General features: G+C 59.0%; 12 protein-coding genes. 7 read left to right on the top strand and 5 right to left on the bottom strand.

Annotated elements, in window-relative coordinates; all coding sequences use genetic code 11:
- Positions 1–106 precede the first annotated feature (106 nt).
- From D8779_RS18675 to D8779_RS18665, 3 genes are read right to left on the bottom strand one after another with little or no spacing between them, the layout of a single operon-like run.
- A complete protein-coding gene (locus D8779_RS18675) occupies positions 107–1,012 on the bottom strand; it encodes a 5'-nucleotidase (protein ID WP_136665981.1) in 906 nt (301 codons plus the stop codon).
- A gap of 12 nt (positions 1,013–1,024) precedes the next feature.
- Positions 1,025–1,972, bottom strand: a complete 948-nt coding sequence (locus tag D8779_RS18670; protein ID WP_136665980.1) for a putative 2-dehydropantoate 2-reductase — start codon at positions 1,970–1,972, stop codon at positions 1,025–1,027.
- Positions 1,972–2,358, bottom strand: coding sequence for a YbbN family protein (locus D8779_RS18665; protein ID WP_136665979.1), 387 nt, complete (start codon positions 2,356–2,358; stop codon positions 1,972–1,974). Before D8779_RS18665 ends, D8779_RS18670 begins: the two co-directional genes overlap by 1 nt.
- Between D8779_RS18665 and D8779_RS18660 the strand changes: the two genes are divergently transcribed.
- Both D8779_RS18660 and D8779_RS18655 read left to right on the top strand, forming a co-directional pair.
- Positions 2,357–2,779: a PilZ domain-containing protein gene (locus D8779_RS18660; protein ID WP_136665978.1), complete on the top strand. Its 423-nt coding sequence runs from the start codon at positions 2,357–2,359 to the stop codon at positions 2,777–2,779. The two genes, D8779_RS18665 and D8779_RS18660, sit on opposite strands and share 2 nt — an antisense overlap.
- 371 nt (positions 2,780–3,150) lie before the next feature.
- The gene (locus D8779_RS18655; protein ID WP_167492600.1) at positions 3,151–4,227 is read left to right on the top strand and encodes a 3-deoxy-7-phosphoheptulonate synthase; all 1,077 of its coding nucleotides are present in this window, start codon (positions 3,151–3,153) and stop codon (positions 4,225–4,227) included.
- 206 nt (positions 4,228–4,433) lie between these two features.
- Here D8779_RS18655 and D8779_RS18650 read toward each other — a convergent pair whose 3' ends face one another.
- Both D8779_RS18650 and D8779_RS18645 read right to left on the bottom strand, forming a co-directional pair.
- Positions 4,434–5,681, bottom strand: a complete 1,248-nt coding sequence (locus D8779_RS18650; protein WP_167492599.1) for an MFS transporter — start codon at positions 5,679–5,681, stop codon at positions 4,434–4,436.
- Positions 5,682–5,830: 149 nt separating this feature from the next.
- Positions 5,831–8,344, bottom strand: coding sequence for a CoA transferase (locus tag D8779_RS18645; RefSeq protein ID WP_136665972.1), 2,514 nt, complete (start codon positions 8,342–8,344; stop codon positions 5,831–5,833).
- A 758-nt stretch (positions 8,345–9,102) separates the two neighbouring features.
- Between D8779_RS18645 and D8779_RS18640 the strand changes: the two genes are divergently transcribed.
- The 5 genes from D8779_RS18640 to D8779_RS18620 all read left to right on the top strand — a co-directional run bounded on the left by D8779_RS18640 (position 9,103) and on the right by D8779_RS18620 (position 15,337).
- Positions 9,103–10,671, top strand: a complete 1,569-nt coding sequence (locus D8779_RS18640) for a BCCT family transporter (RefSeq protein ID WP_136665970.1) — start codon at positions 9,103–9,105, stop codon at positions 10,669–10,671.
- A 111-nt stretch (positions 10,672–10,782) separates the two neighbouring features.
- Positions 10,783–11,940, top strand: a complete 1,158-nt coding sequence (locus D8779_RS18635) for an iron-containing alcohol dehydrogenase (protein ID WP_136665969.1) — start codon at positions 10,783–10,785, stop codon at positions 11,938–11,940.
- 60 nt (positions 11,941–12,000) lie between these two features.
- Entirely contained in the window at positions 12,001–13,497 is a 1,497-nt protein-coding gene (locus D8779_RS18630) for a CoA-acylating methylmalonate-semialdehyde dehydrogenase (protein ID WP_136665967.1), read from the top strand.
- 128 nt (positions 13,498–13,625) lie between these two features.
- Entirely contained in the window at positions 13,626–14,402 is a 777-nt protein-coding gene (locus D8779_RS18625; protein ID WP_136665965.1) for an IclR family transcriptional regulator, read from the top strand.
- Between the two features lie 8 nt (positions 14,403–14,410).
- Entirely contained in the window at positions 14,411–15,337 is a 927-nt protein-coding gene (locus D8779_RS18620) for a LysR substrate-binding domain-containing protein (protein WP_136665963.1), read from the top strand.
- Positions 15,338–15,366 lie beyond the last annotated feature (29 nt).

The raw sequence follows: 15,366 nt of genomic DNA, 5'->3' as shown, positions 1-15,366 counted from the left end.
AAAGGAAGCCGAAGTTTTGAGGACGAATGGTTATATACGCAGGGAAGGTCGTACGCGTTTGTTTTAGCGCAGTGAGGCTGGCACGCAGCAGATCCAAAGCATGTCCTTACAGCGGTAGCTCGTTGCTGATGCCGTGGGGGACATGGCCGGTCGCCACCACCTCACGGGCTTTTTCGCAGTGCCCGGCCTGGTCGTCGAAGAACACGTCGGCGCCGAAGGTTTCCAAGATGGCTGCTTTCTCCAGGCCACCGAGAAAATAGGATTCATCCAAGCGAATATTCCACTCGCGCAGGGTACGAATCACCCGCTCATGCGCCGGCGCCGAACGGGCAGTGACCAATGCGGTGCGAATCGGGCAGCTTTCCTCGGGAAACTCCTGCTGCAAGCGGTGCAGCGCCGCAAGGAACGGCTTGAACGGGCCGCCGCCGAGTAACTCGCGGGCCGACTGGCGTTCGTGGCTCTGGAAGGCTTCCAGCCCGCCCTGTTGATAGACCCGTTCGGACTCATCGGAAAACAATACAGCGTCACCGTCGAAGGCAATGCGCAGCTCATTGCTGGCCGCTCGTCGCGCGCCACCAGAAAGAATGGTGGCCGCACCAAAGCCTGAGCGTAAAGCGCTGCGCACATCCTCAGCATGGGTGGAGAGAAACAGGTGACAACCGAATGCCGCCAGATACGGGTCTGGGCTGCGCCCGCCGACAAAAGCAGCGCGGGAGATGCCCAAGCCATAGTGCTGGATCGAATTGAAGGCGCGCAGCCCGGTATCGGCACTGTTGCGTGAAACCAGGATGACTTCGACCCGCTGCTGCTTGAGTGTCGTGTTTATCGCCAGCAGTTTTTCCACCAAGGGGAAGGCATCGCCAGGGGCGAGAATCTCCTCTTCATGTTCAATCTGATATTGGCGATAAGCCGCGACGCCTTGGCTTTCATAAACCTGATGGCTCTCGCGCAGGTCGAACAGCGCGCGTGAAGAAATCGCCAGTACCAGTTTGTCGCCTAATGCCTTGCTCATGGCCGCTCCGATCTACTGTTGGCGTTGTTGAAGAAAGCGCAGGGCTTGATAGAGCATCTCGGTACGCGGCATGGCGCAACCGGCTGCGGCCGCCGCTGCCAGGGGTGCAGCATAAATGGCATGTAGCTCCAACGGACGTTGCAGGATGAAGTCGTGGTACATGCTGGGCAGGTAATCCGGCATGCGATCGGTGGCGGCTAACAGTTTGCCGGCAAACCCGGCAGGCAGTTGATGGCCGCAGGCCGCGGCCGCATCGACGACTTCCTGCATGATTGCGGCAACCAACGCACGGCTTTCGGCATTGCTCATCAGGGCTGTGGTGTGGCTGTTTAACAGCACGGCCAGGCCGTTGTAGGGCACATTCCACACCAGCTTCTGCCAGCGCGCCTGATCGAGTTCAGCCATGGCGGTGGAATCCAAGCCTGCTGCTTGGAACAAGGCGCTGCCTTGCTCAAGAATCAGCTGACGACTCTCGGCATCATTAGCGGGCCCCGAGTGATAACCCAGGTTGATGTTGCCCAGTGCCTGATGCTCGACCACGCCTGGCGCGCTGCGATGGGCGCAGATGTAGCAGAGGCCACCGAGTAGATGCAGCGAGTCCGGTAACAGTGGTCGCAGTTCTTCCTCAACGGCAAGACCGTTCTGCATCAGTACGACCTTGGCGCCTGGCGCGGCGGCCTGGATGATCAGTGGGGCCATCTCAGCGTTGCTGGTGGTTTTGGCGCCGACCAACAACCAGTCGCAGGGCGGCATATCCGCCACTGACTGGTAAGCCTGCACCGGCTTTAGGTGCAGGTTGCCATGCTGTGCGCTATTGACCTGCAAGCCGTGGGCGGCCACGTCAGCAAATTCACTGCGCAGCAGAAAATGCACATCGAAACCGGCGCGCGCCAGCATCAGGCCATAAAAGCCGCCAATGGCACCGCTGCCAATAATGCCGATACGGGGTTTTGCATTCATCAGGGAAGCTCCTCTGCGGGGCGCGACAGGGCAGTGTTCAGCGCTTGGGTAAGTTCGGCGGTGTGCAAACGCGTCTGCAGGGCGCCATAAAATTGGCCATCACGCACCACAAACAAGGCGGGCAGATGGAATACCTCGTAACGCGTCACTAAACCGCCATTGTTAGCGGCATCAATCCAGGCCAGATGTTGAATCGGCAGGGGTAAATTAGGCAGTTCACAGCGTGCCCAGCGACAACTGGCACAACCTATGCTGGTAAATAGCAACAGTGAAGTGCCGGGTAGGTCCAGCAGAGTACGGTCTGCATCTAAGTCTGTCAGTTCCAGCTCAGTCACTATACTGCCCAATGTGGTATCAAATTGATGGCATCCGAGGTAGTCATAGATGCGTCACTTTCTGCGTCATCCCAGCGATATGCCGGTTGAGTTGGTTCTGCGCAAGCAGGCTTATGTTCCCAGGCAGCGGCTCAACAATATCAGTCTCGGTGGTGTGGCTTGCAACTCAAGCCGCGCTTTTCGAAGTGGCACTGCAATCGAGCTGCGTATCCCATTATTTGGTGAGCATGCGCGCTACCCCGGTTTAGTCGCCTGGTGCCGCAAGCAGAAAGGGCAGTATTTGGTCGGTATTGCCTTTGTCGACGAGGACACGCTGTTTCGCGCCCGTATGGTCGAGCAGGTTTGCCAAATTGAGCATTATCGCCACCAGCGCGAGAAAGAGCTGGGTTGCAGCCTGTCTGTCGAAACAGTTGCACAGGAGTGGATCGCTCAGCATGCCGCCGAGTTTTCCCAAGCCAGCCTAAATCAGTGATTGCCCTGCCCGTAGGCCGTTGAAAAGCGTAGGCGAGGCAGGCAAGACAAGGCGCTACGTAGTAACAGCCTTTGGCTGGTCAAAGCGCCGAGGAAGCGGAGTGTACGAGTTGTACATGAGCATTACTCGCTTCGCTCGCCCTAGGGGCCGCGCTGAAGCGCGTTAGCCTAAATCGGCTTGCCGAGGCCGTTTTTAACGCAGGATTGCCAACCCAAGTAGTTTTCGACGACCTGCCAAGCCCATTGTCGAGCCAGGCCTTAACGCGCTAAGGTTCGGCTTCCCCGCTGTGCTCATATTGCTGTGCTCCGCCACACGGGGAGCGCTGGCGGCCGGCACCCGTGACCTGATGACTCTAAGTGATGAATAGCACGATGGCTGATTTACCGATTGATGACCTGAACGTTGCCTCCAACGACACCCTGATTACCCCCGCCGAGCTCAAGCGTGAAATTCCGCTGACCGAAGCTGCACTGCGCACCGTCGCGAGTGGTCGTGAGGTGATCCGCAATATTCTCGATGGCAAAGACCACCGCTTGTTTGTGGTGGTGGGGCCGTGCTCGATCCACGATATCAAGGCCGCTCACGAGTATGCCGAGCGCCTGAAAGCGCTGGCTGCCGAGGTGTCAGACAGCCTCTATCTGGTTATGCGTGTGTATTTCGAGAAGCCGCGTACCACCGTGGGCTGGAAGGGTTTGATCAACGATCCGTTTATGGACGACTCGTTCAAAATCCAGGACGGTCTGCACATCGGCCGCACCTTGCTGCGTGATCTTGCCGAAATGGGCCTGCCGACCGCCACCGAAGCCCTTGACCCAATCTCCCCGCAGTATCTGCAGGACTTGATCAGCTGGTCGGCCATCGGCGCGCGCACCACCGAATCGCAAACCCACCGCGAAATGGCCTCGGGCCTGTCCTCGGCTGTGGGCTTCAAGAACGGTACCGATGGCGGCCTGACGGTGGCTATCAATGCCCTGCAGTCGGTCTCCAGCCCGCATCGCTTCCTCGGTATCAACCAGGAAGGTGGCGTGTCCATCGTCACTACCAAGGGCAATGCTTACGGTCACGTAGTGCTGCGCGGCGGCAACGGTAAACCGAACTACGACTCGGTGAGTGTTGCCGTTTGTGAGCAGGAACTGACCAAAGCCGGCATACGCCCGAACATCATGGTCGATTGCAGCCACGCCAACTCCAACAAAGACCCGGCGCTGCAGCCGCTGGTAATGGACAACGTGGCTAACCAGATTTTGGAAGGCAATCAGTCGATCGTCGGCCTGATGGTGGAAAGCCACCTGGGCTGGGGCGCTCAGTCGATTCCCAAAGACTTGAGCCAGCTCAAGTACGGCGTATCCATCACCGATGCCTGCATCGATTGGGAAAGCACCGAAAAAACCCTGCGTGGCATGCACGCCAAGCTCAAGGATGTGCTGCCCAAGCGTCAGCGCGGCTGATTTAGCTGCGTTAACAAAAACGGGCTTATGCGTGATGCATAAGCCCGTTTTTTATGGCTGAGGCAACGGTGCAGTGAATAGGGCAGCGCTAATCAGGAAGGCGCGTGAGAGACGCGCTTATATGCGCATCGCTCTTGATAGCCCGCACCGCTTCGGGCGAGTCATTTGCGTTTGTAATGGCTCGTGATTGCATTCGATCTTGCGCTTCATACGGTATCTGATGTGCCATTGTGAGGCATAGATTCCATCAGTACGGAGCCTACCGTGAGTGGCGCCTGCATCTGGAAATTAGGGCTTTCGCCAGTAGCGGGGTAGGGATCAGTGATGCGCTTGTACAGCGCATGCGCGGCCATCAACCCGGCCATGCCCATCAAGCTGTAAAAGAAGCTCGCCGGCCCCCAGCGCTCCATGGTCAATGACACCAGAAACGGGCCAATGCTGGCGCCCATACCACCCACCAGCAGCAAGGTGCTACTGGCTCCCGTGGCTTGATCGGCCTCCAGCTGGTCGTTGCTGAGCGCCAGGTACAGTGCCAGCAACGGGAAACAGCATCCGCCGAACAACAACGCCAGCAGTAGATGACTGCTATTGCTGGTAAAACCCAACAGCGCACTGCCCAGGGCGAACACCAGCGCCGCGCCAGCGGAAGCGGCAATGACCGTGCGCCGGTCGATGCTGTCCGAGAGCTTGCCCAGTGGCCATTGCAGCAACATGCCGCCGAGCACCAGCATCGCCATAAACAACGACACCTCACTGACCTGCATGCCCAGTCGGCTGGCATACACCGCGCCCATGCCGAGCACCATGGCGTAACAGGTATTGATCAGAAACGAGCCAACCAGCCCCGTTGGCGCCAGGCGATACAGACTGGCGATGCTCACCGGGCGGGCACTCTCGAAGGCCGGCATCGGCGTGGCGCTGAGCAAGATCGGGATGGCCGCCAGGCTGATCAGAATCGAGATCAAGGTAAACAGCTCGAAACCGGCCGGGTCGGACAGGTTGAGCAGAAACTGCCCGGCGGCAAGGCCGGCGAGCATGGTGATCATGTACAGCGACAGCAGCTGACCACGATTACGGTTATCCGCCGCCTGGTTCAACCAACTCTCGGCGACCACGTAAATGGCCGACACGGAAAACCCGGTAAGCAGGCGCATAAAGCCCCAGACCCAGGGGTCGACCAGCACCGAGTGGACCAAGATGGTCATCGAGGCCAGCGCGGTTAACGCCGCAAAGGCGCGCACATGACCGACCCGTTGAATGATCGAGGGCGCACGCAAGGAACCGAACAAAAAACCCAGGTAATAGGCGGACATCAGCAGGCCGGTGGCGCGGGTATCAAAGCCCTCCAGTTCAGCCCGCACCCCCAACAACGTACCTTGCGCACCGATGCACAAGCCGATGACGCCGAGACCGAAGAACAATGGCCACACGGTACGAACAGTTTGCCGGAGCATGCACACCCCCTGAAGCATTAAGCGTCTGAGCGGTGCCGCCAGGCGCGGAATTAGAAATGAGCGAACGGCTGCGCGGAAAAACCGCTGCAGCCGTTCGGGTCGATCAGGTGAAGCGGACGGGCATTGGCCCGTCCGCTGTTGCGCTGTCCTCAGCTCGGCAAGAACTCCTTGGCCCAACCCAGGCTGGCGATATTGCGTTCGATCATCGACTCGACCTCGGCTGCGCTGTAACCCATCTCGGCCAACACTTCGCGGGTGGAATGGCCCCAGCGCTCTGGCAAGCTGACCGCCTTGATGCTGGCCTCGCTCGGACGGATCGCCAGGTGATCGATCTGGGTCAGGCAATGGCCACTCGGGTGCTCGGGGTGAACCGAGAAAGCAAAGCTGCCAAGGTCGATACCAACGGTGCCATCGCCTTCACGGCTGTACAGCTCGCGCAGGGTTTCGATCGACAGCGGTTCCGCGGCGGCGATATCGGCGGCCTGCAGCTGTTCAGCCCAGTAAGCCGCCGGTGCGGCTTGCAGCGCGGCTTTGAGGAACGCGCCAACATCTGCGGCGGCGCTGATCCCAGCCAGGCCTTCGACCCGCTCCAGCTGCGGCAACTCGGCCGTCTTGGAATCCAGGTAGAGCCAGCCTTCGGCGGTTTTGTAGAAGTGCGAGAGGGCATTGTGGCCCAGCACTTCGCGGCCCGACGGCTCGTTGAACGGCGCGCGGCCGGCGTAATCGAAGGCGAACGACAACTGCGCCAGGTTGGTGACCGCCGACAGCGAGGTGCGCGAACGGGTTGGCTGGCCAGTCTTCAGCTTGTGGTAGATCGACACCGCCATGCCCAGACCGGCGGCGAAGCCACAGTTGACGTCCAGGGTGCCGAGGTGCGCGTGCTCCTCTGGCGTCTCCGGGCCACCGAAACGGCTCATGATGCCGCTGTGCGCTTGGATGATATCGTCGTAGCCGATGTAGTTGCTCTTCGGGCCTGGCAACGGGCCACCTAGGCAGTCCAGGCGGCAGAACAGCACGCCCGGGTTGACCGCTTGCAGGCTGTCGTTGTCCAGCCCCAAGGATTTGAGCTGACGCTCTGGGGCGTTGATCACCACCATGTCGACCGAGCGCACCAGGCGATTGAATACCTCGCGGCCTTCCTCGCTCATGATATCGACCAGCGCGCTGCGTTTACCCATGCCGGTCTGGAAGGTAAACAGGGTGCCGATCAGTGGGTCGTACATCGGTTTAACGGTGTCGAGCTTGATCACCTCGGCGCCGAAACGGGCGAGGAACGCCGTGGAGTGGGGGCCGGCGATGACGTTAGTCAGATCGAGGATACGGAAGCCGTCGAGCCAACCGGCATCATTGGCTGGCTGCACAGCATCACCCACTGGGTAGCTGGTCGGATACGCGGCAGCCACTTCACGCAACTCGGTCAGTGCTTGGGCGAAGCTGACGTTTTTGCGTGGGCGCGGCGTGACCATCTGCTCGGCGCACTCTTCCAGCCAGGCGAACGGGCCGGGCTGTTTCATCAGGCCGTACTCGGGGTCGTTAACTTCGACGATCAAACCGGCCGTATTGGTGTGTACGTGGTTGACCCACTCCTGGGTGGTGCGGTGCGGTGCGCCAGGAATCTGCCCTTCGCCGAAGATGGTGCCCCACTCTTCAGATGTCTTGGTTAGGAAGGCTTGCTTCATTTTCGCCGAGATATGGTCGGCCCACTTCTTCGGCAGCGGGTAGACGCCGATCGAGGTTTCGCCGTCCCATTCGCTGAGCGGCGCGTGCAGGTCATTCACTTCCGGCAGGCCGTCAGCGACCAGCTCGTCATACACACCCAATACCTGCAGCGCACGCTTGGCGTGGTTACGGTGCGATGGGCAGACGCAATAGAACATGCGCCCGTCGGCACACTTGTAGGTGCGGTAGAAGGGGTCGAGGTATTCCTGCAGGTCCTCGTAGGTCAGGTCCATGACAATGTTGTTGGCCTTGCGGTGCTCAATTTCCAGCTCGCGCATGGTCTTGTAGCGCTCAGGCAGGCCTTCGATCACGTAGGAGTTGTACGACAGACCTTCCATCAGCGCGGAAATCACCGGCACTTCGATGGCATCGCCACGGCCAGTACGCTCGCGAGCTTGCAGGGCCAGGGCGACGGAGGCGGCGGCTAGAGTAGTGGCGTACGCCGAACCCAGCGGCAGCGGCGAGAAGCTTGGGTTGAGGCCCAATAGCACACGGTTGAAGCCCATGTCGGTGAAGGCACCAGCGGTGGCCGCTACCACCGCTTCGGTGGCTTTCCAGTCGCGGCGCAGTTCGTCGTTGCTGGCAAAGCCTGGCACCGACAGGGTGATCAGTTCCGGGCGGACTTCACGCAGCGCGTTGAAGTCGATGCCGAGCTTCTGCATGACGCCGGGGCGGAAGCTTTCAATCACGATATCCGCTTGTTCAATCAGCGCCAGCGCCTGAGCCAGGCCATCGGCTGACTTGAGGTCTAAGCGCAGGCAGCTCTTGTTGCGGTTAAGCACGGCATTGGCCGGGTGCTCCCACTGCGGGCCTTGCGGTGGATCGATATGCACCACACTGGCGCCTAAGTCGGCGAGGGTCATGGCCACGGCGGGGGCGGCGATTTGCTGGCCGAAGTCGACAACGCGAACGCCGGTCAAAGGCAATTGATTGTTGTTGTTCATTTCACTGATCCCTCTTAAAGCGCGCCAGCCAGTGGCAATCAATAGTCCGGCTGGACATAGTGTTGAGTGTTCAGCGCGCCGTTATCACGGTGCCGAGTTATAACTGCCGAATAACAACCGCGCACTGATAGACACATAGCAGCAAACTTATAAATGGGTTATTCATTTAACCCAGGGTCAAGTTTGTGTTCGTCGTCGCTCGTGTTAGTTGTGGTCTTGTTTCGGTAGTGCTGATACTAGGAATGAATAAAATTAGGGGCCAGCAATAAAAAATAACCCTTAGACCGGGTTTTACTTATGGCTTAACGACGGCGTGCATTCGCGTTGTTGCGCATGACCTAAAAAGAGCTGGATGAGGCTAGGGGAGAGGGGTAACGGGCAGTAAAAATGAGGAGCCATAAAAAATAACGGGGCAAAGGTCGCTAATTTTTTGCTTCTCATCGTTTTTTAACTTCATAACAATAGGTTTCGTCTCGGTATCAGACCCTTTTACGGTTTGCACGGTACGAGAGGCGCAGCGCAGCTAGGCGACACAGGGTCTGACGGCTAGTGCAGGTGTACGCAGGAGCATGACAGGCAGGAGCGAGCAGGTTCTCACATGGGCCGCGTGATCGACGCGGGTTCGAGAGTTAACCAACAGCTAAGAGGTAGACAATGAAAATAAATATAAGAAAGACGCACATGCAGAGGACCGGACAATGACAAGCCAAGCAAATAAATTGCCCGCGTCCGGGCTCTTTACCGGGGCACACCCGGTCATGTCAATTGGTGCAGCCTTATTGGTAATTGCCTTCGTGCTCTTTACCGTCATTGATCCGGAATATGCCGATGGTGTGTACGGTGCAGCCAAGAGTTTTATTTCAACAAACTTGGCCTGGTATTACATCGGCTTGATGAGTTTATATCTGTTTCTGGCTATTTGGCTTAGCTTCAGCCGTTATGGAAATATTCGCCTGGGCAAGGACAGCGACCGGCCAGAGTTCAGTAACTTCTCCTGGTTTTCGATGTTGTTCGGTGCCGGTATCGGCATTGGCATCCTGTTCTGGAGCATCGCCGAACCTATCTATCACTTCCAGGGCACGCCGCTAATCGGCGAGGCGCAGAAGATGACCGCCGAGGCCGCACAAGTGGCCATGCGCATCTCGATCTTCCACTGGGGCCTGCATGGCTGGGGCCTGTTCGCGGTATTTGGGTTGATACTGGCCTACTTCGCCTATCGCAAAGGCTTACCACTGTCGATTCGCTCCAGCCTCTACCCAATACTGGGCGAGCGCATCTACGGGCCCTGGGGTCATGCTGCCGACCTGCTCGCCGTGTTCGGCACGGTGTTTGGTATCGCCACCTCGCTGGGCCTGGGCGCACAACAGATGAACGCCGGGCTGAATTACCTGCTGGGTTTTGAAGTCTCGATTCGTCACCAGATTCTACTGATCGCGGTGATTTCGGTGATCGCCACCGCTTCGGTGCTCAGTGGCGTGAACAAAGGTATTCGCATGCTCAGCGAGCTGAACATGCACCTGACTATCCTGATCCTGGCGCTGTTCGTAATCTTCGGCCCGACGGCCTATCTGCTCGGTGCTTTTGTCACCAACACCGGTGATTATCTGGCGCATGCCGTGCAGCTGGGGCTGTGGATCGACCCGGATCCAAAAGGCCAATGGCAGGGCTGGTGGACGATTTTCTACTGGGGCTGGTGGATCGCATGGGCACCCTTTGTGGGCATGTTTATCGCGCGTATTTCCAAGGGCCGCACCCTGCGTGAGTTTGTTCTGGGTGTGCTGATCGCACCGACCGTGCTGGCCACTTTCTGGATCACCATCTTCGGTAACACGGCGATCTTCATTGAATTGTTCGGCGGCGGCGGCGTGGTGGCTGCGGTCAATGACGACGTCACCATGGCACTGTTCAAAACCATCGAGCTGATGAACCTGGGCCAGTGGCTGACCATCCTGATGTCAGTGATCTGCACCCTGATGCTGGTGACCTACTTTGTCACCTCGGCTGACTCGGCGACCCTGGTGATCTGCACCCTGATCTGTATGGGCGACGAGCATCCACCTGCGCGCTATCGGATTTTCTGGGGCCTGGCGATTGGTGCGGTAGCGGCGGTACTGCTGCTTGCTGGAGGGCTGAAAGCCTTGCAAACAGCCTCGATCGTCGCGGCGCTACCGTTCTCCTTCGTTGCCATCCTGGCCACCTACGGATTCTTCAAAGCGCTGCGCCAAGATGTTGCACAGTGTGATGCAGCAGCCCGCCGTGAGCTTAGCGATAGCCAACAGACACCGGCGAGCCACAAACCGGCCATCACAGCTGCGGCCACGCTCTGAGTCACAACACCTGCGGGCCTGCGCCCGCAGTTCTCTACACCACAAACACTGCATGGGAGCGCCATGACTGCGCTTCCTGATGCCCGTCATCTCGGAATTAACGGAGTTGCCATGTCTACTCAAGTAATCCTTCCTCGCATCATGCAAATTGGCGAGGACGCCAGCCAAGACATTCACATCGTGATGGCTAACCTGGGCTGCAGCCGACCGTTGATCATCACCGATCCGATGATGGTCAAACTCGGTTATGTCGAGCGCATCCAACAGCGCCTAGTGCAAGAAGGCATCCGCGCCGACGTGTTTGACGAGACGGTGCCAGAGCCAACCGTGGCCTCAATCCAGGCCGGGGTAGCCAAAGCTCGTAGTGGCGATTACGACTGCATTATCGCCCTCGGCGGCGGCAGCCCGATCGACAGCGCCAAGGCTATCGCCATCCTCGCCAAGCATGGCGGTGAGATGCGCGACTACAAGTTCCCACGCATCGTCGTCGAGTCCGGCCTGCCGATTATCGCGGTACCAACCACCGCCGGCACCGGTTCGGAAGTCACTCGGGTGACCATCATCGCCGACGAGAAAACTGACGAGAAAATGCTCTGTATCGGCATCGGCTTTATGCCGGTGGCGGCGCTGATCGATTTCAGCCTGACCCTCAGTTTGCCGGCGCGCACCACCGCCGACACTGGCATCGACGCATTGACCCACGCGATGGAAGCTTACGTCAGCAAGAAGGCCAGCTTGTACAGCGACAGCCAGGCCCTTGAAGCCATGCGTTTGATCGGCCCGAACCTGCGTCGTGCCTACCATGACGGCTCAAACAAGGCCGCCCGCGAGGCGATGATGCTGGGTTCGACCCTGGCTGGTGTGGCGTTTTCCAACGCGTCGGTGGCCCTGGTACACGGCATGAGCCGGCCGATTGGGGCGCATTTTCATGTGCCCCACGGGTTGTCCAATGCCATGTTGCTGCCCAGCGTCACCGCCTTCTCCATTCCGGCCGCCGCCGAGCGCTACGCTGACTGCGCACGCGCGATGGGCGTAGCCACTGCCACCGACAGCAATGAGGTGGCCAACGCCAAGCTGCTCGCCGAACTCTGCGCGCTCAATGATGAGCTGCAAGTGCCTAGCCCTGCGCAGTTTGGTATCGACCGTGAACAGTTTTTCGCCCAACTGCCTGTCATGGCCGAGCAGGCGCTGGCCTCAGGTTCGCCGAACAACAACCCCCGTGTGCCAAGCGCTGACGAGATCATCGAGATCTATAAGCAGCTTTGGTAAGCCGTTTTCTATCCCTGCCCGGCGGGCCACCGCCAGCCACCTTTATTGAGGAACACCGCGATGAACACAGTAGGACATTTGATCAACGGCCAAATCGTCAACGACGCCGCCCGTCTGCAGGACGTGTACAACCCCTCCACGGGTGAGGTCAGCAAGCAAGTGGCGCTGGCGTCCAAGAGCACTGTCGAGCAAGCCATCAGCGCCGCCGAGGCAGCCTTCCCCGCGTGGCGCAACACCCCGCCGCTGAAGCGTGCGCGGGTGATGTTCCGCTTCAAGGAATTGCTTGAGCAGAACGCTGACCGTATTGCCCAGATGATCGGCGAGGAACATGGCAAGATTTCCCACGACGCCCTCGGCGAGCTGCAGCGCGGCATCGAAAACGTCGAATACGCCTGCGGCGCCCCTGAGTTGCTCAAGGGCGAGCACAGCAAGAACGTCGGCCCGAACATCGACTCCTGGAGCGAGTTCCAGCCGCTGGGCGTAGTCGCCGGTATCACCCCGTTCAACTTCCCGGCGATGGTACCGCTGTGGATGTTTCCCATGGCCATCGTCTGCGGCAACTGCTTCATCCTCAAACCATCCGAGCGCGACCCTAGCTCCACCCTGTTTATCGCCCAGCTGTTGCAGGAAGCCGGTTTGCCAGACGGCGTAATGAACGTGGTCAACGGCGACAAGGAAGCGGTCGACACGCTGCTCAGTGACGAGCGCATTCAAGCGGTGAGCTTCGTCGGCTCGACCCCGATCGCCGAGTACATCTACAAGACCGCCAGTGCCAACGGCAAGCGCTGCCAAGCCTTGGGCGGGGCGAAGAACCACGCCATCGTCATGCCCGATGCGGACATGGACAACGCGGTCAACCAGCTGCTCGGCGCTGCATTCGGCTCCTCCGGTGAGCGCTGCATGGCGCTATCGGTGGCCGTAGCAGTAGGCGATGCGGCAGCCGATGCGCTGATCGAGAAGATGCAGGCCGCCATGCAGACATTGAAGGTCGGCGCCTATTCCGAGAAGAGCAACGACTTTGGCCCGGTGATCACCAAGGCGCATCAGCAGAAGGTGGTGGGCTACATCAATAGCGCCGAAGAGCAGGGCGCCAAGATCGTCGTCGATGGCCGCAACCCACAGGTCGTAGGGCATGAGAATGGCTTCTTCGTCGGCGGCACACTGATCGATAACGTGCTGCCAGAGATGCTCAGCTACCAAGAAGAAATCTTTGGCCCTGTGCTGCAAGTGGTACGGGTTAACAGCATGCAGGAAGCCATGAACCTGATCGACGCCCATGAGTATGGCAACGGCACCTGCATCTTTACCCGTGACGGTGAGGCCGCACGCTACTTCTCCGACAACATCAAAGTTGGCATGGTCGGTATCAACGTACCGCTGCCGGTGCCAGTGGCGTACCACAGCTTCGGCGGTTGGAAACGCTCGCTGTTCGGCGACTTGCACGCCTACGGCCCGGATGCCGTGCGCTTCTACACCCGGCGCAAGACCATCACTCAGCGCTGGCCGTCGGCAAGTATCCGTGAAAGCGTCGAGTTCTCCATGCCGACCATGAAGTAACGGGGCATGCCGTGCTGACGGAAAAACCGCCGGCAATCGCAGGCCACGTCCCAAAACGGGACGTGGCCTTTTTGCGTTTCAGTTCGCTCTAGCGAGCGGACATGAGACGCCCTGCAGGAGTCAGTTCGATGACTGAAAAAGGATCCTCAATCACCCGAGTACTGGAGATCATCGAAGCGGTTGCGCGGGCGCAGCGGCCGATATCGCCGGTCGATCTGGCCGAGCAGCTGAGCATTCCCAAACCGAGCATGCACCGGCTGTTGGTCCAGCTCGAAGACGACGGATATTTGCAAAGTAATATGCGTGGGCTGCTGGTACCCGGTGACCGTCTGCATGAGGTTGCCTTGGGTGTGCTTTACAGCGGCCGTTTCAAAGCGCCGCGTCAGGCCATTCTGAAGCGCCTGACTTCGATCATCGGAGAAACCTGTGGCATCGCCATTCCTAACGGCACCGAGATGATCTACTACGACCGCGTGCAGACTGAGCGGCCGTTACAGGTCTACCTGCCGGTGGGCAGTCATACGCCGATCTGGTGCACATCCAGCGGTAAGCTCTACCTCAGCTCGCTGCCGCGCGAACGACGCCTGCGCATCATCAACAACCTGCCGCTGAATCAATATGCACGCAACACCCTGATCGACGCGGCTGAACTGGAAGCCGCGCTGCTGAAAATCAAAGAGGATGATATTGGCACCGACAATGAAGAATTCGTCGACGGTCTGGTAGCCTGCGCCGTACCGGTCAAGGATCGCCACGACAGGCTCTTCGCCTGCCTGTTCGTGCACGCACCACTGATCCGCAAGAGTTTGGACGAGCTGCTCAGCTACGCTCCATTGTTACGAGAAGCGGCGGCCGAACTCGGTCAGCTGATCGATCATGCCGACGATGAAACAATCAAGGTTTAGCCACTGTTATGAAGAAAAGACTCCCGCCGTTGAATTGGTTACGCGCATTCGAGGCCTCGGCCCGGCACCTCAACTTTACCCAGGCGGCGGCCGAGCTGAGTCTTACCCAGGCGGCTATTAGCCAGCAGGTCAAAGGGTTGGAATCACAACTCGGAACCAACCTGTTCAAACGCCTGCCGCGCGGGCTTGAATTGACCGAGGCCGGCCAGGCCTACATGCCGGTCATCCATGATTCGATCGAACGCTTAGCCGCTGCCACCGACGAACTGTTCGGCCAAGGTCGCAGGCGACCCATCACCGTGCGCGCTAACCTGGTGTTCTTCACCACCTGGTTGGCGCCCCGGCTTGGGCGCTTTCGCGCCGCGCACCCGGAGGTTGGCCTGCATTTCACCAGTAATATCTGGCTGGATGAGCGCAGCAAAGAAGCCAGCATGGAAATTCGCTACGGTAAGGGCAATTGGGCCGGACTGCGTTCAGTACAACTGACCCATGATGAATTATTCCCCGTTTGCAGCCCCCGGCTGCTGAGCGGTGAGTTGCCGCCCGCCAGTCCGGGCGAGCTGAGTGCCGACAGCATGCTGCATGTGATTGGCTACGAAGAAGGGTGGGGCTACTGGCTGAACAAAACCGGTTTCCAGCACGTCGACGCCTCGCAGGGAATGCAGTTTGATACCTTGATAACCGCCCTTGAGATGGCGGTTCGCGGCCACGGCATGGCCTTGGGGCGTACCTCATTGGTGGCAGAAATGTTAGCTGATGGGCGCCTGATCGCACCGTTTTCACAACGCGTCCCAGCCTCGGAAGCGTTCCACTTAAGCTGTCCGAGCCATATGCAGTTGTCACCGCATGGCGAAACGTTTTGGTCTTGGCTAGTCGAAGAGTCAACACGTGCCGGTGACAACGAGCATGCATTGATGAGTCAAATACAACATTAAGCTCAGGCTAAATCACTCACTGACGAACA

It is taken from the genome of Pseudomonas leptonychotis (assembly GCF_004920405.1).
Lineage (GTDB): Bacteria > Pseudomonadota > Gammaproteobacteria > Pseudomonadales > Pseudomonadaceae > Aquipseudomonas > Aquipseudomonas leptonychotis.
This window is presented reverse-complemented; position numbering and strand designations above follow the sequence as displayed.

Bases quoted from the DNA above. Each gene is read 5' to 3' on its own strand.
- D8779_RS18655 (WP_167492600.1), top strand. From the start codon at position 3,151: ATGGCTGATTTACCGATTGATGACCTGAACGTTGCCTCCAACGACACC.
- D8779_RS18645 (WP_136665972.1), bottom strand. From the start codon at position 8,344: ATGAACAACAACAATCAATTGCCTTTGACCGGCGTTCGCGTTGTCGAC.
- D8779_RS18670 (WP_136665980.1), bottom strand. From the start codon at position 1,972: ATGAATGCAAAACCCCGTATCGGCATTATTGGCAGCGGTGCCATTGGC.
- D8779_RS18625 (WP_136665965.1), top strand. From the start codon at position 13,626: ATGACTGAAAAAGGATCCTCAATCACCCGAGTACTGGAGATCATCGAA.
- D8779_RS18640 (WP_136665970.1), top strand. From the start codon at position 9,103: ATGTCAATTGGTGCAGCCTTATTGGTAATTGCCTTCGTGCTCTTTACC.
- D8779_RS18675 (WP_136665981.1), bottom strand. From the start codon at position 1,012: ATGAGCAAGGCATTAGGCGACAAACTGGTACTGGCGATTTCTTCACGC.
- D8779_RS18630 (WP_136665967.1), top strand. From the start codon at position 12,001: ATGAACACAGTAGGACATTTGATCAACGGCCAAATCGTCAACGACGCC.
- D8779_RS18660 (WP_136665978.1), top strand. From the start codon at position 2,357: ATGCGTCACTTTCTGCGTCATCCCAGCGATATGCCGGTTGAGTTGGTT.
- D8779_RS18620 (WP_136665963.1), top strand. From the start codon at position 14,411: ATGAAGAAAAGACTCCCGCCGTTGAATTGGTTACGCGCATTCGAGGCC.
- D8779_RS18635 (WP_136665969.1), top strand. From the start codon at position 10,783: ATGTCTACTCAAGTAATCCTTCCTCGCATCATGCAAATTGGCGAGGAC.
- D8779_RS18650 (WP_167492599.1), bottom strand. From the start codon at position 5,681: ATGCTCCGGCAAACTGTTCGTACCGTGTGGCCATTGTTCTTCGGTCTC.